Consider the following 24,965-nt stretch of genomic DNA (forward strand, 5'->3'; position numbering starts at 1 on the left):
GCGCTGGATATACATGGGCGCCACTGAAAGGAGGCTCCATGATCCTCCCGATCCGTCCCCTGCGGCGCCTCGCGGCCGGCGCCGCGACGCTGACGCTCGTGCTGCTCGGCGCGGCCCCGGCCCACGCCGCCGAGGGCAGTGGGTATGTGCGGCTGGCACACCTGTCACCCGACACCCCCGCGGTCGACGTCTATCTGCGGTCGACCTCCGGCGCGGTCGAGCCGCAGACGTTCCGCGCGGTGGCCTACGGCGACATGTCCCGTTATCTGCGCCTGCCCGCCGGGGCCTATCAGGTCGCCATGCGCAGGGTCGGCGCTCCCGCGAGCGAGCAGCCGGTGATCACGACCGAGGTCGGCGTGCAGAACAAAGGCGCCTACACGGTCGCGGGGGTGGGCCGCTTCGCCGACCTGGGCCTGCGCGTGCTCAAGGACGACCTGCGCCTGCCCGACCCCGGCAAGTCGAAGGTGCGCATCATCCAGGCCTCGGTCAAGGCTCCCGTGCTCGACGTGGCGGGCAAGAACGGCGCGAAGATCGCGGACGGCGTCCAGTTCGCCACCACGACGGCCTACCGCGAGGTCAACCCCGGCCGGTGGAGCGTCCGAGTCGTGCCCGCGGGCGGCGGCGGTGCCGAAGAGCTGCCCTGCACACTGGGCGCGGGCAGCGTCTATTCGCTGATCGTGCTCGACGACGACGCGGGCGGCCTCAAACCGGAACTGCACGTCGACGCCGAACGCCAAGGCACTGTCCCGCTGGGCAGCGTTGCCACCGGCGCCGGCGGCACGGCCCCCGCCGCCCCGATCACGGGCACCCTGACCGCGGCCGCGGCCGCCGCCCTGATCGCCGCGGCGTCGGTGCTCGCCCTCCGCCGCCGGTCGCGCACGGCCTGAGGCCCCGGTGAAAGCCGACGACTCCGACACCCCGCTGATCATCGAACTGCCGGGCCGCCGAGCACGGAGCGCACCAGCTACCCCGCACGCCCCCGTCACAGCACCCCAGCGCGACGCCTCGCCGCAGCGCGACGCCCCGCCCCTGCGCGACGCCCCGCCCCAGCGCGACGCCCCGCCCCTGCGCGACGCCCCGCCCCAGCATGAGACGGCAGCCCGGCTGGTGGCCCTGCCGCAGCGTGAGGCGCCGGCTCAGAGGGAGGCTCTGGCCCAGCCCGAAACGCCGGTCCGTCCGTCGTCGGCCGACTACGAGGCGATCCCCGTCCCGATCGTGCCACCGCTCGCCGAGGGCGAGATCAGCTGGATCGCCCGCGGCCAGGCCAAAGTCGTCAAGCCCGGAACGATAAGGGCCCGAGCCCTCGTGCCCGGCGCCCTCTCGATCCCGCGCCCCAAACCGAGCCGGAAACTGAGGTTGGGCCAGGCCGCCGCCCCCTTCCCCCGCCGCGTCTTCCCGCACGCCCAGCCGGAACCCCCGTCCGCCCCTCAGGAGGAGATCGCGGAGACGGGAAGCGCGCGAGACGAGGTTGCGGAGAAGGGGAACGCGCGGGAGGGGATCGCTGAGAGGGGCAGCGGGCGGGAGGAAGTCGCGGACAGGGCGAACGAGCGAGAGGGGATCGCGGAGAGGAGCAGCGCGTGGCAGGAAACCGCCGAGAGGGGTAACGCGCTCGACGAGGCGAAGAGAGGGAACGCGCGGGACGAGGTTGCGAAGAACGCGCCGGTCGGCGTCGCGGGGGGTGGGAGCGCGCGGGAAGTGAGCGCGCGAGACGAGGACCCGGCGGAGCCGGTCACGATCGTCGCGCCGGCCATTCGGGCGGCCAGCCCCGATCATCCCGTGTCCATGAGCACTCCTTCCGCCGTACGGGGAAACGCCTTTGTCCCTGACGGCACGAGTCTTCCGCCCGTCGCCGCGCCTGAACAGCTACGAAAGGACCGCCCTGGACCAGTACCAAAGAGGGGGTTGGCGCTGCCGATGACGGCCGCTGCCATCGCTGCCGTGGTCGCCGCGGGCGGATACCTCGCTGTCACCGGCCGCACCCCCGCCGAACTGGGCCGATGGGCCGGAGTCGGGGTCGGGGCCAGCCCTGCGATTGAAAGCGCCGCCACGCCCGAAAAAACGGCGGAAAGAAGCGCCGAGGCCGGACGTCCCGCCGGCGACCCCTTCGGCAGCGTCGCTGCCGCCCCCAGCGGCGCCCCCACCAGGCTCCGCATAGGCGCGATCAAGGTCGACACTCCACTCGAGACCCTGGAGATCGGCCGCGACGGCGCCCTGCAACCCCCGGTCAAGTTCGCCCAGGCCGGCTGGTACGCCGCCGGCACCGCCCCCGGCGACACCGGCCCCGCGGTCATAGCCGGCCACGTCGACTCCAAGGACGGCCCCGCCGTCTTCTACCGCCTGCGCGAGCTCACCCCCGGCGATCGCCTCGACGTGGTCCGCGGGGGCGAGCTCGTGACTTTCACCGTCACGGCAATCCGCTGGTATCCGAAGTCCGAATTCCCGACGGAGGAGGTGTACGGCCCCACCCCGGACCGCCAGCTGCGCCTCATCACGTGCGGCGGCGTCTTCGATCGATCGCTGCGCTCCTACCGCGACAACCTCGTGGTCTACGCGGTGGCCGGGTGAATAGTCGTTCCGCTGTCCGGAGGGCCGTGTCTATGGTGGAGATCGGGTCGACGGGTGGGGGCGGGATGGCGGTCGCACGCATGCTCGTCGCCGGTCGGTATCGCCTGGGCGAACCGGTCGGCTCGGGCGGCATGGGCCGGGTCTGGCGTGCCCGCGACGAGATGCTCGACCGTGACGTGGCAGTCAAGGAGTTCGTCCCGCCCGAGTGGATGAGCGACGAGGAGCGCGCCCGCCTGCGCGATCGCACCCTGCGCGAGGCCCGCAGCGCCGGCCGGCTCAACCATCCGCACGTGGTCCGCATCTATGACGTCGTGCACGCCGACGGCCTCCCGTGGATCGTCATGGAGTATGTGCCGTCGCGTTCGTTGCACCAGGTCATCCACGAGGACGGCCCGTTCTCGCCGGCCACCGCCGCGCGCATCGGGGTGGCCCTGCTCGACGCGTTGCGCGCCGCCCACGCGGCCGGGGTGCTGCATCGCGACGTGAAGCCGCACAACGTGCTGATCGGCCACGACGGTCGCGTGGTGCTGACCGATTTCGGCCTGGCCACGTTTGTCGACGACGGCGCCGTCACCGGTCCCGGCCTGGTTGTCGGCTCCCCGCAGTACGTGTCGCCCGAGCGCGCCCGCGACGGCACTTCGCTGCCCGAGTCCGACCTGTGGTCGCTGGGCGCCACGCTCTACGCCGCCGTCGAGGGCCGCTCCCCGTACGCGCGCGAGAACGCCATGGCCACCCTGATGGCGCTGGCCACCGAGGAGCCGGACCCGCCCGCCCGGGCCGGGATGCTCGGTCCCGTGCTGACCGGGTTGCTGCGCCGCCACCCGCGCGACCGGCTCACCGCGGCCGAGACCGAGCGCCGCCTCCGCATGATCGTCGCCTCCACCCCGGTGCCGCCCAAGGTGCCGTCGCCGCGGCGGGTGCGGGCCATCATCTCGGCCGAAGTTGATCAGTCGGCCGAGGTGCGGGCGCACAGTCCTGTCGAGCTGCCTTTCGAGGAGAGGCAGCCGCCGGCCCGCCCGAGCCTGGTCGCGGCCGGTCTCGCGCTGGTCGCCGTGCTCGGCGTGGGCGGCATCCTGGCCGGCTATCTGGTCAGGGACGAGACCGAGGCGTCGCCTGCGGCGCCGGCGAGCGCGAAGCCGGTGGCCGCCGGTTTCTCGGCCCTGGCCTGCGACCGCCCGGCGCCGCCCGGCCTGCCCGTGCTTCCGCTCAAGGGCGCGTCGCGCGGCGTCAGCGGCTGGTCCCTGTTCCCCGGCTGGTCATATTTCACCAACAACTCCGGCATCCACATGCCCGTGCCGGACGGCTGGTCGTGGCAGCGGATCGGCACCACGTACTGCTTCCGGGACCCGGTCGGCGACACCGTGCTGAGCCTCGACACCGGGCGCAACCCGGCCGGCGACCCGGTCGAGGCGTGCCGCGCCGAGGCGACCCGGCTGGTGCGAGCGGGTGCCCTGCCCGGCTACGAGGAGCTGGCGCTGGAACCGACACCACTGCTGAACAAGACCGCGGACTGGGAATACCGGTTCGAACGGGACGGGGTGCTCATGCACGCCCAGACCCGCTGGTTCGTCAAGGCGGGCCGCGGCTTCGCGATCAGCTGGGTCACCCGCGACTTCGACTGGACCGGCGACCTGGCAAAGATCAACATGGTCCTGACCACCTTTTACGCCCAGCGGCCGGGCGGCTGACTCACAGCAATCCTTCAGCGTCGGTTGCTAGGGTCTGCGGTCATGAGTGGCAGTAGACAGCCGGGCTCGGCCCGGCGTCCCGTCAGATTCCCCCGGCCGTGTTGATCGTCACCGGCCTTCTCCTGGTGCTTGTGGTGACCGCCGTCACCGGCTATTTCGTCGCGCAAGAGTTCGGCTATGTCGCAGCCGACCGTGGCAAGCTTCGCGCCGATGCCGAGAACGGCGATCAGGCCGCCGCCCGAGCTCTCAAGGTCACCGAGCGTCTCTCCTTCGTTCTCTCCGGGGCACAACTCGGCATCACCGTGACCGCGCTCCTCGTGGGTTACGTGGCCGAGCCGTTCATCGGCGAGGGCCTGTCCGCGCTGCTCGACGGGGCCGGCGTGCCGACCGCGGTCAGCATGCCGATCTCGGTCGCCGCGGCCCTGCTCATCGCCACCATCGTGCAGATGGTGTTCGGCGAGCTGGCCCCGAAGAACCTCGCGATCGCCCGCGCCGAGACCCTGGCCAAGGTGCTCAGCCGTTCGACGCTGATGTATCTCACGGTGTTCGGCCCGATCATCCGGCTCTTCGACCGCACGGCCGCGGGCCTGCTGCGCCGCATCGGCATCGAGCCGATCGAGGAGCTGCCCGAGGGCGCGACCGAGGAGGATCTCGAGCAGATCATCCGCGAGTCGCGGGCCAACGGCGGGCTCGACGCCGACCTGTCCCTGCTGCTCGACCGCGGTCTCGACTTCCGCGGGCGCACGGCGGCCGAGGCGATGATTCCGCGCGTCGACGTCCACACCGTTCCCGCCACTGCCACGGCGGCCGATGTCGTCGCCCTCCTCGACACCCACAGATCCCGTTTCCCCGTACGGGGTGACGTGGTCGACGAAATCGTCGGTGTCGTCAGCATCGCCGACATCCTGGCCATCGCCCCCGCCGACCGTGCCACGACGACCGTCACGTCCGTGATGTCGGCCCCCGTGCTGGTGCCGTCGTCGTTGCGCCTGCCGACCGTGCTCGAGCGGCTGCGCTCGGCCCACCGCCAGCTCGCCTGTGTGGTCGACGAGTTCGGCGGCTTCGCCGGCATCATCACGCTCGAAGACATCGCCGAGGAGCTGGTCGGCCAGATCCGCGACGAGGACGACGAGGCCGAGCCCGCCCCGGAGCGTCAGCCCGACGGCTCCTGGCTCGTCCCGGCCCGCTGGCGGATCGATGAGATCACCGACGCCACGGGCGTCGACCTGCCGCTGGGCGACGACTACGAGACGGTCTCCGGCCTGGTGCTGGCCCGGCTCGGGCGCGTGGCCAAGGCCGGCGACTCGGTCACCCTCAACGGCGGGTCCCTTTCCGTACGGGTGGAAAGCGTCGACCGGCACGTTCCTCACACGGTTCGGATCTCACGATGAACGCCCTCTGGGTCACGTTGCTGCTGATCGGCAACGCCTTCTTCGTCGCCGCCGAGTTCGCCCTCGTGGCGAGCAAGCGGCACCGCCTCGAACAATCCGCCGCCTCGGGCAGCCGAGCCGCCAAGGCCGCGCTCGACGGCACCAAGGAGCTGTCGGTCATGCTGGCCGGCGCCCAGCTCGGCATCACGCTGTGCTCGCTGGGCCTGGGCGCGCTGGCCGAGCCCTCGCTGGAGCACCTGTTCGGCCCGGCGCTGCACGCCCTCGGCCTGCCCGACGTGGCCAGCCACGTCATCGCGTTCCTGCTGGCGCTGATCATCGTCACGTTCCTGCACCTGGTGATCGGCGAGATGATGCCGAAGTCGTGGGCGATCACCCACCCGGAGCGCTCGGCCATCCTGCTGGCGCTGCCCTTCCGGATGTACGCCCGGATCGTCGGCCCGGCCCTGCGCGTGCTCAACGCGCTGGCCAACCTGGCCCTCAAGCCGTTCGGGGTGCACCCGCAGGATCAGCTGGCCCAGGCCCACGGCCCGGCCGAGATGCGCATCCTGCTCGACCGCTCGCGGGCCGAGGGCCTGATCGAGGCCGAGCAGAGTGAGCTGCTGACCAGCGTCCTGGCCCTGGCCTCCCTGCCCGTACGCGACGTCATGCTGCCCACGGCGCAGCTGGTGTCGGTGCCGGAGGCGGCCTCGGTGGCCGACATCGAGCTGGCCTCGCTGACCAGCGGCCGCGCCCGGATCGCCGTGACCGGCGCCGACGAGCAGGTGGTCGGGGTCGTGCACGTCCGCGAGGCCGTCCGGGCCAGCGCGACGGGCCGGGCCGCCACCGCCGGCGAGCTGATGGAGCCCGCCTTCCTGCTCGACGCCGGGGTCAACGTGGTCGAGGCGGTCGAGGCCCTGCGCGCCGGTCGCACCCAGCTCGCCATCGTGACCGGCGACGAGTCGGCTCAGGTCGGGTTCGTCGCCCTGGAAGACCTGCTCGAGCAGGTCATCGGCCGGTTCGACGACGAGACCGACGCTTTGCCGGCCACGGCGGGCGCCTGAGCTGTTTGTTTCAAGCCACCCCAGTGTTGATTCAAGGAGGAATGACCCGGTGGTTTTCAAGAAGATGATGCGCGCCTTCGGCGTCGGCGGGCCGACCGTCGACACCGTGCTGGCCAACCCGAACACGCGGCCCGGTCTGGCCCTGGAGGGCCAGGTGCGGATCGCCGGCGGCGACCACGACGTCACCATCGAGGGAATCGTGCTCGGCCTGGTGACCCGGGTCGAGTCCGAGCACGGCGAGAATCTCATCGAGTTCCACCGGCTGCCGGTCGCCGGGGCCTTCCAGCTGCGCAAGGGCGAGAACAGGGACCTGCCGTTCTCGTTCCCGATGCCGTGGGAGACGCCGATCACGGACGTCTACGGCCAGCGGCTGCACGGCATGACGATGGGGCTGCGGACGGAGCTGTCCGTGGCCAAGGCCGTCGACAAGGGCGACCTCGACCACGTGTCGGTGCACCCGCTGCCGTCGCAGGAGCGGATCCTCGACGCGTTCGCGCGGCTGGGCTTCCGGTTCAAGAACGCCGACCTGGAGCACGGCGCGATCTACGGCGTACGCATGACGCTGCCCTTCTACCAGGAGATCGAGTTCTACCCGCCGCCGCAGTACGCCGGCGCGATCAACGAGGTCGAGGTCACCTTCATCGCCGACCCGGAGGGCGTCGAGGTGGTGCTCGAGTTCGACAAGCGGGGCGGCTTCCTGCAGCCCGGCCACGACGCGTACGGCCGTTTCCGCGTCTCGCACGCCGACGCCGACACAACCGACTGGGCCGCCGTCGTGGAGCAGTGGGTCTCCGAGGCGGCGGGCCGCTACCAGGGCCTCCGCTCGGCCGGCGGCTTCGGCCACGGTGCACCCGGTTATGGCGGGCCCGGCTACGGCGGCCACGGCGCGCCCGGCTATGGCGCGCCCGGCTATGGCGCGCCCGGCTATGGCGCGCCCGGCTACGGGCACGGCGGCGGCTACGGGCACCACGGCCACTACGCCGGCCACGGCGGTCACGGCCGCGGCGGCATGGGCATGGGCGCGATGGCCGCGGGCGTGGCCGGCGGTGTCGTCGGCGGCATGATCCTCGGCGAGGTCATGGACGAGGCTTTCGAGGGCGACGACGACGGCGGCGGCGACGAGGAGTGACTCTCCCCGGCCGTGCGCTCCCATTTGGGGCGGAACGCACGGCCCGCCCGCGGGCGGCCCAGCGACGGCCGGGCCGCCCGCGGCACCCCGCCTGACAGCACCCGCCCGGCCTCGCCGTCCTCCGGCTGACAGCACCCGCCTGGCCCCGCTGGCTCCCGCGCGACAGCACCCGCCCGGCCCTGCCGGCTCCCGCGCGACAGCACCCGCCCGGCCCTGCCGGCTCCCGCGCGACAGCACCCGCCCGGCCCTGCCGGCCCCCGCGCACCCGGCCGGGCCCGCGCGACAACGCCCGCCCGCGGCCCGCGCGACAACACCAGCCCGGGCCCGCGCGACAGCACTCGCCCGCGGCCTGCCCGCGTTCGTGAGTCCCCGGGGGATCAGCCGACGCTGGCGGTGGCCAGTTTGATGCTGAAGCCGACGAACAGGGCGCCCACCCCGGCGGCGGCGCCCGCGGCCAGGCGGCGACGGCGCTGGAACTGGCCGGCCAGGAACCGGCCGCCGAAGATCAGGGCGGACAGGTAGAGCGCGCTGAACAGCTGGACCACCGCGCCCAGCACCAGGAACGACAGGGCCGGGTGGGCATAGCCCGGCTCGACGAACTGGATGAAGAACGACACGAAGAACAGGATCGCCTTCGGGTTGAGCAGGCTGATCACGGCGGCCCGCCGGAACGGGCTGCGCGCCTCGGCCGGCTCCTCGAGCTGCGGCGCCGCGCCCGGCTCGCCGCGGTCGCGCCACTTGCGCCAGCCGCCGCGCACGATGCCGAACCCCACCCACAACAGGTAGGCCGCGCCCGCATATTTGATGACCAGGAACAACGGCGGATAGGTGCGCAGCAGCGAGGCCACCCCGGCCGCCGACAGCACCATCAGCACGGTGTCGCCGAGGAACACCCCGGCGGCGGCCCGATAGCCCGCCCGCACGCCGAGCCGGGCGCCGACCGACAACACGAAGATCGAGTTGGGCCCGGGCAGCAGGATGATCGCCAGCGTGCCGACGACATAAGTCCAGAAGTCGGTAATCCCCAGCATCACGCCTCCCTATGCGGCCGCGTGGGCGGGGGACCCACCCGCGGCCAGCAGTCTCCGCAGCCGAGGGCCGGCCACAGGCCAGTCGTCGACGGTCATGCCGAACACTACGGTGTCGCGCCACGACCCGTCCGGCCGCTGTTTGTGCCGCCTGAGCACCCCCTCGCGGACCGCCCCGAGCCGGGCGATCGCCCGCTGGGAGCGCTCGTTGCGATTGTCGGCATACCAGAACACGCGCTCGGCCCCGAGCGTGTCGAAGGCGTGCTCGAGCAGCAGCAGCTTGGCCTCCGTGTTGACCCCCGTGCGCCACCACCGCTTGCCCACGGCGGTGTGCCCGATCGCCAGGGCGCGCCGGCCGGGATCGACGTCGTGATAGCTGGTCATGCCGATGACCCGGCCGTCGGCCGGATCGACCTGGGCCCAGCAGATCCGGCTGCCCGTCCAGCGGTCGCGCAGGAGCTCAGCCAGATAGTCGCGCATGGCCGCGACCGTCTGCGGGCGGCGGACCGGCAGGTGCTCCCACACCTCGTCGTCGCCGAGCGCCTCGACCAGCCCGGTCGCGTGGCCGAGCCTCAGCGGCTCGAGGCGCACGTGCTGCCCGGTGAGCGGCACCGGCGCGGCCCAGGGTAGCCCGGCCCCGGGCAGATAGGCCGGCAGGTCGGCCTCGACGCCGGCGTCGGGCTCCGGTGGGCCGAACACACGGCGCACGGGCAGCACCCCGGCCCAGTGCGGCAGCGGGAGGTCGCCGGGGTCGTCGATCACGCCGCCGCGCCGGGCCCGGGCCGAGACCTCGACCAGCGGCAGCGCGAGCACGCTGGTCTGCGCGGCCTCCTTCGCGTCGGCCGGGCGGCTGTCGGTGGACCGGCCCGCGCCGACCTTGTCGACCAGGGCCGCCATCGCCGCCAGTTTCTCCTGAGGGTCGGTGACCAGCCGGGCCTCGCCGTGCACGACGACGGACCGATAGTTGGCGCTGTGGTGCAGGTGGGAGCGGGCGTAGACCAGCCCGTCGAGCAGGGTGACGCTGACCGCGACCGGCACCGCGCCGCCGCGCGCCGACAGGCCCATCCGGCCGCCCGACGACCCGTGCAGATAGAGCGTCTCGCCGACGCGGACGTGCAGGGTCGGCAGCACCCGCGGCTCACCGTCGGCGACGAAACCCACCGTGCAGTCGTAGGCCTCGTCGAGGATCTCGTGGGCCAGGGCGCGGTCGTAGTGCATGCGGTCGCGATAGCGGGTGGCGGTCGTGCGGCTCGTCCGCGTATAGGTGTCGGACATCGGCCCTCCCTGCTTGCGTAACTCTTTGTGCTAGTACAGAATCCTTTGTGTGTCAGCACAGTATCAGGTCGAGGGTGACAGCGCCGCCTCGATTTCCGCCAGCATCGAGACCGGGGTCCGCCGAGGCGTGTGGGAGGTCAACATGGTTTTGCCGCCCGTCCGCGTGCTAGCCGACTTCTTGCATGTCAGCCCGGCTACGGTGTCGAAGGCGTATCAGGAGCTGCGGCAGCGCGGCGTGGTCGAGACCGAGGGCCGCCGCGGCACCCGCATCCGGTCGCGTCCGCCCGTTGCCGGCCCCCGCTCCGCGCTGCGCCTGCCCGTGCCCGCGGGCGTGCTCGACCTTTCCTCCGGCGAGCCCGACATCGAGCTGCTGCCGTCTTTGGGCCGGGCGCTGCGGGCGGTCGCCGAGACCAACGGCCCGCCCCAGGGTTATGCGTCGGCCGCCGCCATGCCCGAGCTGATCGAGGCGGCCCGGCCGCGGCTGATCGCCGGGGGCATCCCGGCCGACGACACCGAGATCACCGTCACCGCCGGCACCCTCGATGCCGTCGAGCGCCTGCTCACGGCCCATCTGCGCCCGGGTGACGCGGTCGCCGTGGAGGATCCGGGCTGGGCCAACCTGCTCGACCTGGTGGCCGCGCTCGGCCTGCGCCCGGTGCCGGTGACCGTCGATGACGAGGGGCCCGAGCCGGCGTCCATGGCCGCCGCCCTGCAGTCCGGCGCGCGGGCCGCGGTGATCACCGTGCGCGCGCAGAATCCGACCGGCGCCGCCGTCAGCGAGGCGCGTGCCGAGTCGCTGCGCGCCCTGTTCGCGGGCAGCCCGGGCGTCCTGGTGATCGAGGACGATCACGCCGCCGAGCTGGCCGAGCATCCACCCCATTGCATCGGCCCGGTCACCGGCGCGTGGGCCCTCACGCGCTCGGCCTCCAAGCCCTTCGGCCCCGATCTGCGCGTCGCCGTGCTCGCGGGCGACGAGGCCACCATCGCGCGGGTCGTCGGGCGCATGCGCATCGGTTCGGGCTGGGTCTCCACGGTGCTGCAGCGCCTGCTCCTGCATCTCTGGGCGGACGACGAGGTCACCGCCGTGATCGCCGAGGCCGCCCGGGCGTACGGCAGGCGTCGTGTCGCCCTGATCGAGGCGCTGGCGGCCAGGGGAGTCGCCGCCGAGGGGGCCACCGGCATCAACGTCTGGGTCCCGGTGCCCGACGAGACCCGCACGGTGGGCGTGCTGCGCGAGGCCGGTTACGCCGTGGCCCCGGGTTCGCTGTTCCGGCAGTCGGCACCCCCGGGCGTACGGATCTCCATCGGCCCCCTGCCCGAGGAGCAGACCCCCGCGCTGGCCGACGCCGTGGCCCTGGCCGTCAGCCCGCCCTCGCTCTCCGCGCCGACTCGTTAGGGTGCCCGGATGCTTCTTCGGCCCCAGTTCGGGTAGAACCTTCTCCATGCCTAGGACCGAAGCGCCGGTCGGCGCGCAGCAGTGGGTGCCGCCCGAGCCGCGGAGCATCGAGCAGCTGAAGTCGGCCGCCGGCGGGTGTGAGGGCTGTGAGCTGCACGCCGACGCCACGCAGACGGTCTTCGGCCGGGGCGCGGCCGACGCCCGCGTCGTGCTCGTCGGCGAGCAGCCGGGCGACGTGGAGGATCAGAAGGGCCTGCCCTTCGTCGGCCCGGCCGGCCGGCTGCTGCGCGAGGCGGTCGACGACGCCGGTCTCGACGCGAGCGACGTCTACATCACGAACGCGGTGAAGCACTTCAGGTTCGAGCGGCGGGGCAACCGGCGCATCCACCAAAATCCGGGCCCGGCGCACATCACCGCCTGCCGGCCCTGGCTGGTGGCCGAGTTCTCGCTGCTCAAGCCCGAGCTCGTGGTGATTCTGGGCGCCACCGCCGGGCGCGCGCTGCTCGGCCCGTCGTTCCGGGTCACTCAGCAGCGCGGCCGCCTGATGCCGTGGCCCGCCTCGGCCCAGCATCCCGGCGACTTTCCGGTCGCCGAGATCCATGCGCTCGCCACGATCCACCCGTCGGCGGTGCTGCGCGCCGACAACCGCGAGGTCGCGTACGGGGGCCTGGTCGACGATCTCAAGATCGCGGCCGCGGCCGTGAGCTGAGCAGCTGCTCGAGGCCGTCGAGGATGCGGTCCAGGCCGAACCGGAAGGACCGCTCCGAGTCGCGTACGGCGTTGTATTCCTCGCCCGCGGCGACGCCGACCCGGCCCGAGATCGGATAGGCGTCCGGTGGCATCAGGCGGTCCAGCACCGGCGCGTTGACCGCCCACCACTCGGCGTCCGAGATGCCGGACTGCTCGGCCGCGCGCAGGGCGTTGACGTCGGCCCGCGCCGAGGCCGCCGTGAAGTCGCTGATCAGCGTGATGGTCTGGTCCATCTCGAGATCGGTGAAGCCGGCGCCCTCGATCGCCGCCAGCTGCCACTCATACCGGTCGGAGCCGTTGGGCCCGATCCACGGGCGGCTCGGGTCGACCTGCAGCAGCCACGGATGCCGATGGAACTCGTTCCACATCTGCCGCGCCACCACGACGAGCCGCTCGCGCCAGCCGCCCTCGTGCGGCGGCAGGTCGGGCTCGCCCATCACCTCGTCGACCATCAGGCCGATGAGCTCGTCGCGACTCGGCACATACGTGTAGATCGACATCAGCTTGAGCCCGAGCCGGTCGGCCACCTTGCGCATCGAGAACGCCGGTAGGCCCTCCTCGTCGGCCACCGCGATGCCGGCCGCGAGCACCTCGTCGACGCTGAACCGCTGCTTGGGCCCGCGCGAACCCTGCGGAGTCCCCAGCTTCCGCCGCCACAGCAGGGTCAGCGTGCGGTCGACGTCCTGATTTTCCATGTGCGGAGATTACCCCGTGGGGTGTACGGTGTTCGGCGCACCCAAATACCGTAAGGCATACGGAGTTAGGAGCAGCGGTGAACCTGGTGGCGGATGGACTGCGCAAAAGGTACGGCGACGTGCAGGCGCTGGACGGTTTCGACCTGGAGGTGCCACCCGGAGTGATCCACGGCCTGCTGGGCCCCAACGGCGCCGGCAAGACCACGGCGGTCAAGGCGCTGGCCACTCTCATCGATGTCGACGAGGGCGTGGCAAAAGTCGCAGGATTTGACGTACGCACCCAGGCCGCGCAGGTGCGTAAGCGGATCGGCCTGATCGGGCAGAACGCGGCGGTCGACGAGATCCTCGGCGGCCGGCAAAACCTCGTGATGTTCGGCCGGCTCTACGGTCTGAGCACGGTGGACGCCCGGGCCGCGGCCGACCGGCTGCTCGCCATGTTCGGGCTCACCGAGGCCGCGGAGCGGGCGGTCTCGACCTACAGCGGGGGAATGCGGCGGCGCCTCGACATCGCCGCCGGCTTCATCCTCACCCCGGCCGTGCTCTTCCTCGACGAACCCACCACCGGGCTCGACCCGCGCGGCCGCAACGAGGTCTGGGCCGCGGTCCGCGAGGTCGCCGCGGCCGGCACCACGGTGCTGCTGACCACGCAATATCTCGACGAGGCGGACCAGCTGGCCGCGCGGATCTCGGTCATGAACCACGGCCGGGTCGTGGCCGACGACACCCCCGGCGTGCTCAAGCGCGAGATCGGCGGCGACCGCGTGACGCTCACGATCGCCCCCGGCGAGCCGCTCGACGAGCTGGCCGAGCGGCTCGGCACGGCCGTCGGGATCCCGGCCGTGATCGACGCCGACACGCGCAGCCTGACGTTCGAGGTGGGCTCGGGGGTGACCGGGCTGTCCCGCCTCGTCCGGGCGCTCGACGAGTTCGGCGTCACGCCGGAGGATCTGGTGCTGCGCCGGCCCACCCTCGACGAGGTCTTCCTCACCTTGACCGACACTCCCCGGGAGGCCGTGAAATGACCGCCGTACGCGCGGGGTGGATCCTCACGCAGCGCAACCTCGCCCACTGGGTCCGTCAGCCGTGGGCGCCGATCTTCGGCCTGATGTTCTCGATCATGCTGTTGCTGGTCTTCGGTTTCCTGTTCGGCGGCGCCATCACCGTGCCCGGCGGCGGCGACTACATCACGTTCCTGCTGCCCGGCATGCTGGCGCTGAGCATGATGTTCGGCGTCGAGAGCACGGCCACCGCGATGGCGGCCGACGCCCGCAAGGGCATCACCGACCGATTCCGCTCGCTGCCGATCGGCAGTGCCTCGGTCGCGCTGGGACGGGTCGGCGCGGACATGGCCAACTCGACCGTCGAGCTGCTGGTGCTGCTGGCCGGCGGCCTGCTGATCGGCTGGCGGATCACTTCGGACCCGGGGCCGGCCGTGCTGGCCGTCCTGCTGCTGTTGCTCTTCCGGTTCGCCATGCTGTGGATCGGCATCTTCGTCGGCCTGAGCTTCCGCGGCGACGGCGCGACGATGGCGGTCCAGGTTCTGGTGTGGCCGATCGGCTTCCTGTCGACCGCGATCGTGTCGGCCGAGACGATGCCGGGCTGGCTGGGTGCGATCGCCGCGTGGAACCCGCTCTCGGCGACGGCGTCGGCGGTGCGTGAGCTCTTCGGCAACCCGACCGGCATCACCTCCGGACCGCTGGCCGACTCGGCGGTGTGGCTCGCGCTGGGCTGGCCGTTGCTGCTCACGGCGGTCTTCCTGCCGCTGTCGGCACGGGCGTACCGGCGGCTGCGCGCCTGACCCCCGGCTGTTCTGTCCGGCCGGCCCGGCTCCGCTCCCTGCTGCCGGGCCGGGCCGGTCAGCTCCCGCCCCTCCCTCCTGCCGAGCCTGTCCCCTCCCTCCCGCGGGGCCGGGCCGGTCAGCTCCCTTCCCTTCCTCCCGCGGGGCTGGGGTCGGTCAGGGGAATGGGTAGGCTCGTGGTGTGCGGTTGACAGATTTCTGGACGCGGCTGGAGGAGGCCTTCGGCCCCGTTTACGCGCGCAGCATGGCGGCGGACCATTCTTTTGCCGGCCTCGGCGACCGGACGATCGACAAAGCAATTGCGGACGGTATCGAAACGGCTACTATCTGGCGCGCGGTTGTCGCCGCTTACCCCGATCGGGTGCCTTCCCGCCTGCGCTGACCCATTTTTAGTACACCCGTTCTGGCGTGTCACTCGTTCGTCGTACACGTGTTCGGCTATTGTCCACAGCGGCTCAGTTATCCACAGGCCACGGCAGGCCGGTCGATTTTTGTCATACCCACCGCCTACCTTGTTGCCGTGGTGAACAGAAGCGCATCGGCGAAGACGCCCGCGAAATCGAGTACAGGGGTGGCGGACATGGTGGCAGGACCCGACCGGGACAAGGCGCTCGATCTGGCGCTGGCGCAGATCGACAAGCAGTTCGGCAAGGGCTCGGTGATGCGGCTGGGGGAGCGGCCGGTCGTGCAGACCGCCATCATCCCCACCGGCTCCATCGCCCTCGACGTGGCGCTCGGCGTCGGCGGCCTGCCGCGGGGCCGGGTCATCGAGGTCTACGGCCCCGAGTCCAGTGGTAAGACGACCGTCGCGCTGCACGCGGTGGCCAGCGCCCAGCGCAACGGCGGCATCGCGGCGTTCATCGACGCCGAGCACGCGCTCGACCCGGAGTACGCGAAGGCGCTCGGCGTCGACACCGACGCGCTGCTGGTCTCCCAGCCCGACACGGGTGAGCAGGCTCTCGAGATCGCCGACATGCTGATCCGGTCGGGCGCGCTCGACATCATCGTCATCGACTCGGTGGCCGCGCTCGTGCCGCGCGCCGAGATCGAGGGCGAGATGGGCGACAGCCACGTCGGTCTGCAGGCCCGCCTCATGAGCCAGGCGCTCCGCAAGATCACCGGTGTGCTCAACAACTCGGGCACCACCGCGATCTTCATCAACCAGCTCCGCGAGAAGATCGGCGTCATGTTCGGCTCGCCCGAGACGACGACCGGTGGTCGCGCGCTGAAGTTCTACTCCTCGGTGCGCCTCGACGTGCGTCGCATCGAGAGCCTGAAGGACGGCACCGACGTGATCGGCAACCGCACCCGCGTCAAGGTGGTGAAGAACAAGGTGGCCGCGCCGTTCAAGCAGGCCGAGTTCGACATCATGTACGGCAAGGGCATCTCGCGCGAGGGCTCGCTGATCGACGTCGGCGTCGAGCAGAGCATCATCCGCAAGTCCGGCGCGTGGTACACGTACGACGGTGACCAGCTGGGCCAGGGCAAGGAGAAGGCGCGCGAGTTCCTCAAGGAGAACCCCGACGTCGCCGCCGAGATCGAGAAGAAGATCCTCGAGAAGCTCGGCGTCGGTCAGACCACCGGCGACGCCGCGGGCGGCCCCGAGCTTCCCCCGGTCGACTTCTGATCGGTAGGCACTGATCATGCCGGCCCGACGGGGTGCGCGCTCCGGGCGCGGGTGGGATGCTCTCCCACCCCGCCCAGCCCGCGCCTACGATGAGCACCCGCCCGGCGAGCCCCCGCCCGGCGACGACCCGGAACGCGGCAACGTTCCGACCCGTCGCCGTCGGGCCTCGCCGGGCGGAATCCCCTACCGCGACGACCTGACCATCAACCCCGAACCGGGCCGATACAACCTCGTCCCCCGGGGCGATCCCGGCCGGCGCCACCCGGCCGATGACGGCGAGCCCGGCCGTTACGACGCGGCCGACGATGGTGAGCCCGGCGGTTACGACGCGGCCGACGATGGTGAGCCGGGCGGTTACGACTCGGCCGGCGACGGCGATTCCGGCCGCTATGACGCGGCCGGCGCCTCGGCGTGGGGTCCGGGTGGGCGGCGTCGCGGCGGGCGTTCCAGGGGCGGGCGCTCCACCGACAACCGTGGTGGGCGTTCCACCGACGACGGTGGTGGGCGTTCTGTCGAGGACGGTGCTGGGCGTTCCGCCGGTGGTCGGGGCAGGTCTGCCGGCCGGGGTGGGCAGCCCGAGCAGACCGAGGGCGAACGGGCCCGCGAGATCTGCCTGCGCCAGCTCGCCGTGCGGCCGCGCACCCGGGCCGAGCTGGCCAAGGTGCTGGCCCGCAAGGAGATCTCGGAAGAGGTGATCGCCGAGGTTCTCGACCGTTACGACGAGGTCGGGATCATCGACGATGCCGCGTTCGCCCGGGCGTGGGTGTCCAGCCGGCATCACGGCCGTGGGCTGGCCCGCCGCGCGCTCGCCAACGAGCTGCGGCAGCGGGGCGTCGACGCCGAGGTCGCGAGCGAGGCCCTCGAGTCCGTCGACGACGAGGACGAGGCGGCCACCGCCCGTGCCCTGGTCGACCGCAAGCTGCGCACGGCCACCGGCGCGCCCGACGCGGTCTTCCGGCGGCTGGTCGGCATGCTGGCCCGCAAGGGCTACCCGGCCGGCGTGGCCATCCGGGCCGTGAAGGACGCCCTGGCCGACCGGGATGCCGAGGCCGCCGAGTTCGCCGACCAGCTGGACGCGGACGCCCTGGCCACCGACGCCGACCCCACCGCCTGACCACCACCGCCTTCCCACCCGGCGTCGCCGTAGCCGGCCGATCTCGGTCGGGTGAAAACGGTCTATATAGGTAACGATCTGTGTTCGGAAGTCCACATATCGCTGGGTGTGGATGGCGCAGGGGTTCTGATCTGGGCTACGTTGCTGGCCGGATCGCGGGGGATCTCTGTTTTGGCGTGTTCCCCGCAGTACGAAACGGGGAGGGACATGCGGATCAACCAGCTTGCACGCCATCGAGGTGTGCGCATGGTCGGGCGCCTCGGTGTTCTGGCCGGGGCGGTCGGCGTCGCGGCGCTCGCCGGTGGGCACGCCGCGAGCGCGGCGACCACTCAGGCCGCCGCGCGCGGGGTCGTCATCGTGGCCGAGGACCCGAAGAGCACCGACGCGACCGCCGGCACCGCGGCCGACGAGGAGACTCCGGGCGACGACGAGACCCCGGGCACCCCGGGCGGTGGCGAGACCCCGCCGGGTGACGGTGGGGGGACCCCGCCCGGTGGCGGCGGCGAAAACCCGCCTGGCGACGGCGGCGAGACTCCGCCGGGTGACGGAGGCGAGACCCCGCCCGGTAATGGTGGCGAGACCCCGCCCGGTAACGGTGGCGAGACCCCGCCCGGCAATGGCGGCGAGACCCCGCCCGGCAATGGCGGCGAGACCCCGCCCGGCAATGGCGGCGAGACCCCGCCCGGCAACGGTGGCGAGACCCCGCCCGGCAACGGTGGCGAGACTCCGCCGGGTGACGACGGGCCGGGGGAGACTCCGCCCACCGACGACACCGGCGCGGGTGGCGGCACCGGCGGCGACGACGAGGACGCCGGCGTCGATGACGAGGCCGACGACGACAACGGCGGCGGTGGCGGTGGCGGGGGCAACGGTGGCGGCGGCGGCCTTCCGGTCACCGGGCTCAACGTGGCCGGGATGGCCGGCCTCGGCGGCGCCGTCATGGTCGGCGGCGTGGTTCTGGTTCTGCTGACGCGGCGTCGTCCGGAGACCCAGGCCTGACAGCACGCGATCGCATCCGGCCGTGGCGCACCCGCCGCGGCCGGATCCGTCGTTCCCGGAGCTCCAAAACGTGATCGAATTCCCAGGTCGCGGGCCTGCGGCCGGACATCGGCGTTCGCCACTGGTTGGTAATATGCGACGTTGTGACCGAGTCTTCGCAGGGCAGCATGCGGGGCTATGGTCCCTTCCCGGAGGGTGCCGAGCCGACCGCGCCGATCGGCATGCAGCAGCCCGCCGCCCCCGTCCCGCACCAGCCGGCCGGAGCCCCCGTCGAGCCCGCATCGGCGGCGAGCGGCCCGGCCCCTGAGGGCCCGACGAGCGGCGGCCCCTATCCAGGCACCCCGTCCGGCCCGCCCTACCCGACCAGCGGCGGCGCCCCGTCAAGCGGCCCACCGTCGAGCGGCACCCCCATGAGCGGCCCGCCATCGACTGGCATCCCCATGAGCGGCGCCCCTATGAGCGGCCAGCCGTCGAGCGGCATCCCCGCGAGCGGCCCACCGTCGAGCGGCGCCCCGACCGGCGGCACCGCGAGTTACGGTCCCTTCCAAGCCGCCCCCGACCCCTTCGGCGAGAAGCAGGAAGGCTGGACCGAAACCCCGTACGGCTTCAACGCCCCACCCGGCCGCCGCATCGAGCCCTCGCCCCCGCCCGAGCGCAACCGCCTGGTCATAGGCATCCTCGCCGGCCTGGTGACGGGTCTCCTCCTGTTCGGCACGGGTGGCTATTTCGCCGGCCGCGCCACCGCCCCCAAGGCCCCCGTCGCCGCCCCCACCTCCTCGGCCGAGCCCACCCCGAGCGGCCAGCTGGGCGCGTTCGAGCAGAGCCAGGCGACGATCAATCAGGCCGAGTTCACCGGCACCGGCCTGACCGCGCTCTCCGAGGGCTTCCTTCCTTACCTCTCGGCGTGCGCCCGCCCCAAGGCCAACGCGGGCGAGAAGGTCCGGGTCCGCTGCACGCTCGACGGCATGAGCGCGATCTTCGTCGAATACAACTCGGTCGCCGATCGGGACAAGGCGTGGGTCAAGGCGCTGGGGCAGGCCGTCGACGCGCGCACCCTCACTCCGGGTGTCGCCCCGGCGGTCGAGCAGGCCACTCCGTCGGGTCGCGTCACCGGCAACTACTTGGAGTACGCATACCGTCTCACGGAGAGTGGCGCCACGCGGACGGTCAGCGGGATCTGGTGGGACGACGCGCAGACGCCGGTCGCCGGCTACCTCTTGGCGTACTGGAAAGACGGTTTGGGTGAGAAGTGGGACCCGATGCGCGATCTCTGGTCCCGGTACGCCTGAATTGCCCGTCGGTATCGTGAGCTGGGCGTAAGCAAGTCTGTGCCCTAAGTCCCATCCGCTGCCGAATCATGGATCCTTGACCGAAGTGCCATCCGCGACCTAGCCTCGCGTTACACAAGGTTTGTTCGACCATCGCATGCAACACGCACAACATAGATCGCATTACATTACGGCATCACTTGTAGCCTGCAAGCAGCCAGCAATTTTGGCCCCGGCGCCCGCACCGCACGCGCCGTGAGGTCCGATATATGGGCGGTCGGCGCCGTTGCACCCCTGGTGGGTGGCGGTCCGATGACGCCTGCGGTCGTTTGCCTTGGTCGGGCATCCCGTCAAATGGTCCGCGCGCTGACAACGCGCCGGGCGGCGAAGGGAGACGCGGCGAGATGACCGCCCTGGACTGGGTGCTGGTGGTGGCGATCGTCGTCCTGGCGACCTCGGTGGTGGCCGGCATGGTGCTCGGCGCCCGTGCGCTGCGCCAGCTGCACAAGGTCCGGGCGGACGACCACGGGCAGGGCCAGGCGGTCGACGACGCGCTGGCCAAGGTCGAGGACGCGAACGCCAAGGTCGAGGACGCCAACGCCAAGGTCGACGACGCGAACGCCAAGGCCGCTTCCGTCAAGGCCGAGGCCGCCGCGGCCAAGGCCGAGGCCGGGGCCGCCCGCGCCGAGGCCCGCCGGGTTCTCGAGGCCGCACACAGCGAGGCCGACACGATCCTCGAGCACGCCCACCGCCAGGCCGAGGCCGACGCCGAGCAGGTTCGCACGGCCGCCCGCCGCCAGGGTGAGCGGGAGGTCGCGCTGCTCAACACGACCGCCAAGGAGCAGGCGGCCGAGGTCGAGCGGCGCACCGCCCGCATCGACGAGCGCGAGCGCCTGCACGCCGACGAGGTCGAGCGCCTGGTCGAGCGGGAGCGCCGCCTCGCCACCATGGATGCCGATCTTGTCAGCCGCGAGGCCGCCCTGGCCGATCGCGAGGCCGCCCTGGCCGGCGTCGAGGAGTCGAAGCGCCGCGAACTGGAGCGGATCGCCGGCCTGACCGCCGAGGTGGCCCGCACCGAGCTCGTCGAGGGCATCGAGGCGCAGGCCAAGCGCGAGGCCGCGATCCTGGTGCGCGACATCGAGAGCGAGGCCAAGAACACGGCCGACACCCGGGCCCGGCACATCGTGGTCGACGCCATCCAGCGGATCGCCAGCGAGCAGACCTCGGAGAGCGTGGTCAGCGTGCTGCATCTGCCGAGCGACGAGATGAAGGGCCGGATCATCGGGCGCGAGGGCCGCAACATCCGCGCGTTCGAGTCGGTCACCGGCGTCAATCTGATCATCGACGACACCCCCGAGGCGGTGCTGCTCTCCTGCTTCGACCCCGTACGCCGGGAGGTCGGTCGCCTCACCCTCGAGAAGCTGGTGCTGGACGGGCGGATCCACCCGCACCGCATCGAGGAGGTCTACGACAGCGCCAAGAACGAGGTCGACGTCCTCTGCGACCGGGCCGCCGAGGAGGCGCTGGTCGACGTCGGCATCACCAACCTGCACCCCGAGCTGTCCAAGCTGCTGGGCCGCCTGCGGTATCGCACCAGCTACGGTCAGAACGTGCTCAAGCACCTCGTCGAGACCGCCCACATCGCCGGCATCATGGCCGCCGAGCTGGGCCTGGACGTGCCGACGATGAAGCGGGCGGCGTTCCTGCACGACATCGGCAAGGCGCTCACCCACGAGGTCGAGGGCAGCCACGCGCTGATCGGCGCCGACCTGGCCCGCAAGTACGGCGAGTCCGAGGACGTGGTGCACGCGATCGAGGCGCATCACAACGAGGTGCAGCCCCAGACCATCGAGGCCGTGCTGACCCAGGCCGCGGATGCCTGCTCGGGCGGCCGGCCGGGGGCCCGGCGGGAGAGCCTCGAGGCGTACGTGAAGCGGCTCGAGCGCATCGAGGAGATCGCCGCGAGCAAGACCGGCGTCGAGAAGGTGTTCGCGATGCAGGCCGGGCGCGAGATCAGGGTGATGGTGCGCCCGGACGACATCGACGACATCGGCGCCGCGGTGCTGGCCCGCGACGTGGCGAAGCAGATCGAGGAGGAGCTGACCTACCCGGGGCAGATCCGGGTCACGGTCGTCCGGGAATCACGAGTCACCGAGCTCGCTCGTTAGCCCCAGCTGCTCACGCAGGATGTCGGCGTGGCCGCAGTGCTGGGCCAGCTCGCGCAGCAGGTGCAGGTAGACCCAGCGCAGCGGAAGCGGCCCGCGCCGATTGCCGGTGAGAAGATCGTCCAGCCCCAGCCCGGCCACGGTTTGCCGCGACGACGAGCAGGCCGCCACATAAGCCGATCGCACACTGGCAATTGTGTCCGAATCATCCAGGATGAATGACTCATCCGGATCGTCGGGAATGCCGATGTCGGCGCGCGACCGCCCGGTCACGGCCTCGTCGAACCACACCTTCTCGACGAAGGTCGCGTGCTTGACCAGGCCCAGCAGGGTGGTGCGGGACGGCACGAGCGACCGCCGCACCTGCTCCTCGGTCAGATCGTCGAGGCAGTCGTGCAGGGCCCGGCGGTGCTCGTCGAGGAAGGCCTCGAACTGGGCTCGCAACGGCTGGTGGAGGACGTCGTCCGTGGAGATCATGACGTCAGCCTGTCAAGCGTGGCGGCCCCGGGGCAAACCGGGACCACCACGCGGACTCAGGCGACGCCTCCGCCGAGGCCCGGCTCGGCCGTCACCTGCTGGGTCGCGGCCCCCGGGGATCGCGGGGCCCGGCCCTTGCGGCGGGTGCGCCGGCTGAGCCAGCCCGCGAAGGAGGTGAGGATCGAGTTGACGATGATGTAGATGATCGCGGCCACGATCGCGGCCTGCAGCACGTTGCCGTAGTTGGCCGACAGGTTGTTGACGCCGAGCTGGATGAGCTCGCTGTACGAGATGATGTAGCCCAGCGCGGTGTCCTTCACCAGCACGACGAGCTGGCTGACGATCACCGGGAGCATCGCGCGGGCCGCCTGCGGGATCAGGATCTCGCTCATCACCTGGCTCTTGCGCATGCCGATCGCGTATGCGGCCTCGCTCTGCCCCCGCGGCACCGAGTGGACGCCGGCCCGGAACGCCTCGGCCAGCACCGACCCGTTGTAGAGGGTCAGGCCGATGACCACGGCCCAGAAGATCGACATCGGCTGCTCGGTGAGGAACGGCACCCCGAAGAAGATGAAGAACATCATCAGCAGCAGGGGCACGGCCCGGAAGAACTCGACGACCGCGCCCGCGGGCCACCGCACCCACCAGTGGTCGGAGAGCCGTCCCACGGCGAAGATGATGCCGAACGCCAGCGACAGCACCATCGCCACCGCGGCCGCCTTCAGCGTGTTGAGCAGGCCCGGGAGGATGTAGTCGGTCCAGGTGCTGCTCTCCGTGAAGGGCTTCCAGAGCACGGAGTCCCACTGGCCCTTGGCGTCGAAGCGCGAATAGACCCAGTAGAGCAGCCCCAGCAGGGCGATGCCGAAGACGATCGTCAGGACGAGGTTGCGCGCCTTGGCCTTGGGCCCCGGGTGGTCGTAAAGAACCGCATCCGTGCTCATCGCTTTACCGCCAGACGATTCGCCAGCCAGCCGAACGCGTAGCCGGTGGGGATGAGGACGATGGCGAACGTGCCCGCGAAGACCAGGAAGATCGGGATGACGTTGTCGCCGTTCTCGTTGATCAGCTGCTTCATCGCGCTCGACGACTCCATCAGGCCGATCGTGCCGACGATGGTCGTGTTCTTGCAGAGGGCGATGAGGATGCTGCCCAGCGGCGCGATGACCGCCCGGCCGGCCTGCGGCAGGATGACGATCGTCAGGGTCTGCAGGAACGTCATGCCGATCGCCCGGGCCGCCTCGGCCTGGCCCGGCGGCACCGTGTTGATACCGGAGCGGATGGCCTCGCAGACGAACGCCGCGGTGTAGACCGCCACGCCGATCACGCCGAGCCAGAAGTTGTTGAGGTCGATGTCGTCGGCGAGCGAGAGGCCCAGCGTCGAGAAGAGACCGAAGTAGCAGAAGAAGATGATCAGCGTGAGGGGGGTGTTCCGGAAGATGTTGACCCAGGCGGTGCCGAAGCCACGCAGCACCGGAACCGGCGAGACCCGCATCGCGGCGAGCAGCACACCCAGCACCAGAGCGCCGGCGCCGCCGGCCACGGTGAGCTTCAGGATCCAGAGGAACCCGGTGATGTACACGTCCCGGTTCAGCGGGTCGGAGAAGACGTCCATCGGCACCTTCGGCTAGTGAGGTGGAACAAAAGGCGGCGGGGCCGGTCGCCCGGCCCCGCCGACTAGAAGTGGATCAGCTGCAGTTGGAGAGCGCCGCGGTGTCGAGCTCCGGCGCCGGGGTGCCGCTCTTGCCCAGGGTGTCGTCCCAGGCCTTCTTGTACGACCCGTCGGTCGCGGCCGCCTTCAGGATGTCGTTGATCTTGTTGCAGCCCGCGGAGTCGTCCTTCTTGAGGCCGATGCCGTACGGCTCCTCGCTGAACGGCTTGCCGACCACCTTGAACTTGCCGGCGTACTGGTCCTGCGCGGCGTACCCGGCGAGGATGATGTCGTCGGTGGTGACCGCGTCGACCTGACCGCCGGCCAGCGCCGTCACGCACTTCGAGTACGAGTCGAACTGCTGGAGCTTGGCGTCCTTGTAGTCGGTCTGGATCCGCTTGGCCGGGGTCGAGCCGCTCACCGAGCAGACCCGCTTGCCGGCCAGCGCCTCGGGGCCGGTGATGGTCGAGGCGGTCGGGACGAGCAGGTCCTGGCCGGCCTTGTAGTACGGCCCGGCGAAGTTGACGACCTTCTTGCGCTCGTCGTTGATCGTGTACGTCGCCACGACCAGGTCAACCTGGCCCTGCTGGATGTACGGCTCACGGTTCGAGGAGACCGTGGTCTTCCACTCGATGCCGGAATCCGGAACGCCCAGGCCCTTGGCGATGATCTTGCCGATCTCGATGTCGAAGCCGGCGTAGGTGCTGCCGGTCTGCAGGCCGAGGCCGGGCTGGTCGGCCTTGACGCCGATGACGAGCTTGCCGCTGGCGGCCTTGCCCTCGATGCCCTTGGCGCTGCTGCCGCTGCCGGTGCCCTCGTCGTCCCCGCCGCACGCGGCCACGGCCAGCGCCATGGTGAGCGCTCCGAGCGTGGCGGCCAATCGGGTGATGCGCATGGTGTCGCTCCTCGAAT

Annotated in this window: 21 protein-coding genes and 2 pseudogenes; 16 read left to right on the forward strand and 7 right to left on the reverse strand. The window is 71.6% G+C overall.

Going from position 1 to position 24,965, the window contains the following annotated elements; all coding sequences use genetic code 11:
- Window positions 1-38 precede the first annotated feature (38 nt).
- The 6 genes from JKJ07_RS04925 to JKJ07_RS04950 all read left to right on the forward strand — a co-directional run bounded on the left by JKJ07_RS04925 (window position 39) and on the right by JKJ07_RS04950 (window position 7,813).
- Window positions 39-887, forward strand: a complete 849-nt coding sequence (locus tag JKJ07_RS04925) for a DUF4397 domain-containing protein (RefSeq protein WP_202990046.1) — start codon at window positions 39-41, stop codon at window positions 885-887.
- 1,027 nt (window positions 888-1,914) lie between these two features.
- Entirely contained in the window at window positions 1,915-2,565 is a 651-nt protein-coding gene (locus JKJ07_RS04930) for a class F sortase (protein WP_202990047.1), read from the forward strand.
- Window positions 2,566-2,630: 65 nt separating this feature from the next.
- Window positions 2,631-4,253, forward strand: coding sequence for a serine/threonine-protein kinase (locus JKJ07_RS04935; protein WP_202990048.1), 1,623 nt, complete (start codon window positions 2,631-2,633; stop codon window positions 4,251-4,253).
- A 98-nt stretch (window positions 4,254-4,351) separates the two neighbouring features.
- Window positions 4,352-5,644 (forward strand): hemolysin family protein, encoded by a 1,293-nt coding sequence (locus JKJ07_RS04940; RefSeq protein ID WP_202990049.1) that lies wholly within the window; start codon window positions 4,352-4,354, stop codon window positions 5,642-5,644.
- Window positions 5,641-6,684 (forward strand): hemolysin family protein, encoded by a 1,044-nt coding sequence (locus JKJ07_RS04945; RefSeq protein ID WP_202990050.1) that lies wholly within the window; start codon window positions 5,641-5,643, stop codon window positions 6,682-6,684. The genes JKJ07_RS04940 and JKJ07_RS04945 overlap by 4 nt, the downstream gene beginning before the upstream one ends.
- A 49-nt stretch (window positions 6,685-6,733) precedes the next feature.
- Entirely contained in the window at window positions 6,734-7,813 is a 1,080-nt protein-coding gene (locus tag JKJ07_RS04950; RefSeq protein WP_202990051.1) for a sporulation protein, read from the forward strand.
- A gap of 377 nt (window positions 7,814-8,190) precedes the next feature.
- Here JKJ07_RS04950 and leuE read toward each other — a convergent pair whose 3' ends face one another.
- Together leuE and JKJ07_RS04960 are read right to left on the reverse strand one after the other, a co-directional pair.
- Window positions 8,191-8,844, reverse strand: a complete 654-nt coding sequence (gene leuE, locus JKJ07_RS04955; RefSeq protein WP_202990052.1) for a leucine efflux protein LeuE — start codon at window positions 8,842-8,844, stop codon at window positions 8,191-8,193.
- 9 nt (window positions 8,845-8,853) lie between these two features.
- Window positions 8,854-10,116 (reverse strand): bifunctional pyridoxamine 5'-phosphate oxidase family protein/GNAT family N-acetyltransferase, encoded by a 1,263-nt coding sequence (locus JKJ07_RS04960; RefSeq protein WP_202990053.1) that lies wholly within the window; start codon window positions 10,114-10,116, stop codon window positions 8,854-8,856.
- Between the two features lie 49 nt (window positions 10,117-10,165).
- Here JKJ07_RS04960 and JKJ07_RS04965 point away from each other — a divergent pair, with 49 nt between their 5' ends.
- Both JKJ07_RS04965 and JKJ07_RS04970 read left to right on the forward strand, forming a co-directional pair.
- On the forward strand, window positions 10,166-11,512 hold the full coding sequence (locus JKJ07_RS04965) for an aminotransferase class I/II-fold pyridoxal phosphate-dependent enzyme (RefSeq protein WP_202990054.1): 1,347 nt from the start codon (window positions 10,166-10,168) through the stop codon (window positions 11,510-11,512).
- 46 nt (window positions 11,513-11,558) lie between these two features.
- Window positions 11,559-12,221 (forward strand): UdgX family uracil-DNA binding protein, encoded by a 663-nt coding sequence (locus JKJ07_RS04970; protein ID WP_202990055.1) that lies wholly within the window; start codon window positions 11,559-11,561, stop codon window positions 12,219-12,221.
- Here the strand turns inward: JKJ07_RS04970 and JKJ07_RS04975 are convergent.
- Window positions 12,193-12,957 carry a TetR/AcrR family transcriptional regulator gene (locus JKJ07_RS04975; protein WP_202990056.1) on the reverse strand — a complete coding sequence of 255 codons (765 nt, stop codon included), beginning with the start codon at window positions 12,955-12,957 and terminating at the stop codon, window positions 12,193-12,195. The two genes, JKJ07_RS04970 and JKJ07_RS04975, sit on opposite strands and share 29 nt — an antisense overlap.
- Before the next feature lie 77 nt (window positions 12,958-13,034).
- On the opposite strand from JKJ07_RS04975, the gene JKJ07_RS04980 reads away from it, so the two are divergent.
- The 8 genes and pseudogenes from JKJ07_RS04980 to rny all read left to right on the forward strand — a co-directional run.
- Complete coding sequence (locus JKJ07_RS04980; protein WP_202990057.1) at window positions 13,035-13,979, forward strand: ATP-binding cassette domain-containing protein; 945 nt, start codon at window positions 13,035-13,037, stop codon at window positions 13,977-13,979.
- Window positions 13,976-14,755 (forward strand): ABC transporter permease, encoded by a 780-nt coding sequence (locus JKJ07_RS04985; protein ID WP_202990058.1) that lies wholly within the window; start codon window positions 13,976-13,978, stop codon window positions 14,753-14,755. The genes JKJ07_RS04980 and JKJ07_RS04985 overlap by 4 nt, the downstream gene beginning before the upstream one ends.
- A gap of 181 nt (window positions 14,756-14,936) precedes the next feature.
- Window positions 14,937-15,137: a DUF3046 domain-containing protein gene (locus JKJ07_RS04990; protein ID WP_202990059.1), complete on the forward strand. Its 201-nt coding sequence runs from the start codon at window positions 14,937-14,939 to the stop codon at window positions 15,135-15,137.
- Between the two features lie 198 nt (window positions 15,138-15,335).
- Window positions 15,336-16,382, forward strand: coding sequence for a recombinase RecA (recA, locus tag JKJ07_RS04995; RefSeq protein ID WP_202990060.1), 1,047 nt, complete (start codon window positions 15,336-15,338; stop codon window positions 16,380-16,382).
- Window positions 16,383-16,968: 586 nt separating this feature from the next.
- Window positions 16,969-17,496 (forward strand): annotated as a pseudogene (locus JKJ07_RS05000) (regulatory protein RecX); the annotation flags it as partial.
- A 246-nt stretch (window positions 17,497-17,742) separates the two neighbouring features.
- Entirely contained in the window at window positions 17,743-18,495 is a 753-nt protein-coding gene (locus JKJ07_RS05005; RefSeq protein WP_202990061.1) for a hypothetical protein, read from the forward strand.
- A 143-nt stretch (window positions 18,496-18,638) separates the two neighbouring features.
- Window positions 18,639-19,784: a hypothetical protein gene (locus tag JKJ07_RS05010; RefSeq protein WP_202990062.1), complete on the forward strand. Its 1,146-nt coding sequence runs from the start codon at window positions 18,639-18,641 to the stop codon at window positions 19,782-19,784.
- A gap of 614 nt (window positions 19,785-20,398) precedes the next feature.
- A pseudogene (gene rny, locus JKJ07_RS05015) lies at window positions 20,399-21,931 on the forward strand (ribonuclease Y); the annotation flags it as partial.
- On the opposite strand, the gene JKJ07_RS05020 reads toward rny, so the two are convergent.
- The 4 genes from JKJ07_RS05020 to JKJ07_RS05035 all read right to left on the reverse strand — a co-directional run bounded on the left by JKJ07_RS05020 (window position 21,905) and on the right by JKJ07_RS05035 (window position 24,948).
- Window positions 21,905-22,405 (reverse strand): DinB family protein, encoded by a 501-nt coding sequence (locus JKJ07_RS05020; RefSeq protein WP_202990064.1) that lies wholly within the window; start codon window positions 22,403-22,405, stop codon window positions 21,905-21,907. The pseudogene rny and the gene JKJ07_RS05020 overlap by 27 nt on opposite strands.
- Window positions 22,406-22,461: 56 nt before the next feature.
- Window positions 22,462-23,346 (reverse strand): amino acid ABC transporter permease, encoded by an 885-nt coding sequence (locus tag JKJ07_RS05025; protein ID WP_202990065.1) that lies wholly within the window; start codon window positions 23,344-23,346, stop codon window positions 22,462-22,464.
- A complete protein-coding gene (locus JKJ07_RS05030; protein WP_202990066.1) occupies window positions 23,343-24,017 on the reverse strand; it encodes an amino acid ABC transporter permease in 675 nt (224 codons plus the stop codon). Before JKJ07_RS05030 ends, JKJ07_RS05025 begins: the two co-directional genes overlap by 4 nt.
- 73 nt (window positions 24,018-24,090) lie before the next feature.
- A complete protein-coding gene (locus tag JKJ07_RS05035) occupies window positions 24,091-24,948 on the reverse strand; it encodes a glutamate ABC transporter substrate-binding protein (RefSeq protein ID WP_202990067.1) in 858 nt (285 codons plus the stop codon).
- Between the last annotated feature and the right edge of the window lie 17 nt (window positions 24,949-24,965).

Origin of the sequence: Paractinoplanes lichenicola (genome assembly GCF_016785085.1) — a bacterium.
Taxonomy (GTDB): domain Bacteria; phylum Actinomycetota; class Actinomycetes; order Mycobacteriales; family Micromonosporaceae; genus Actinoplanes; species Actinoplanes lichenicola.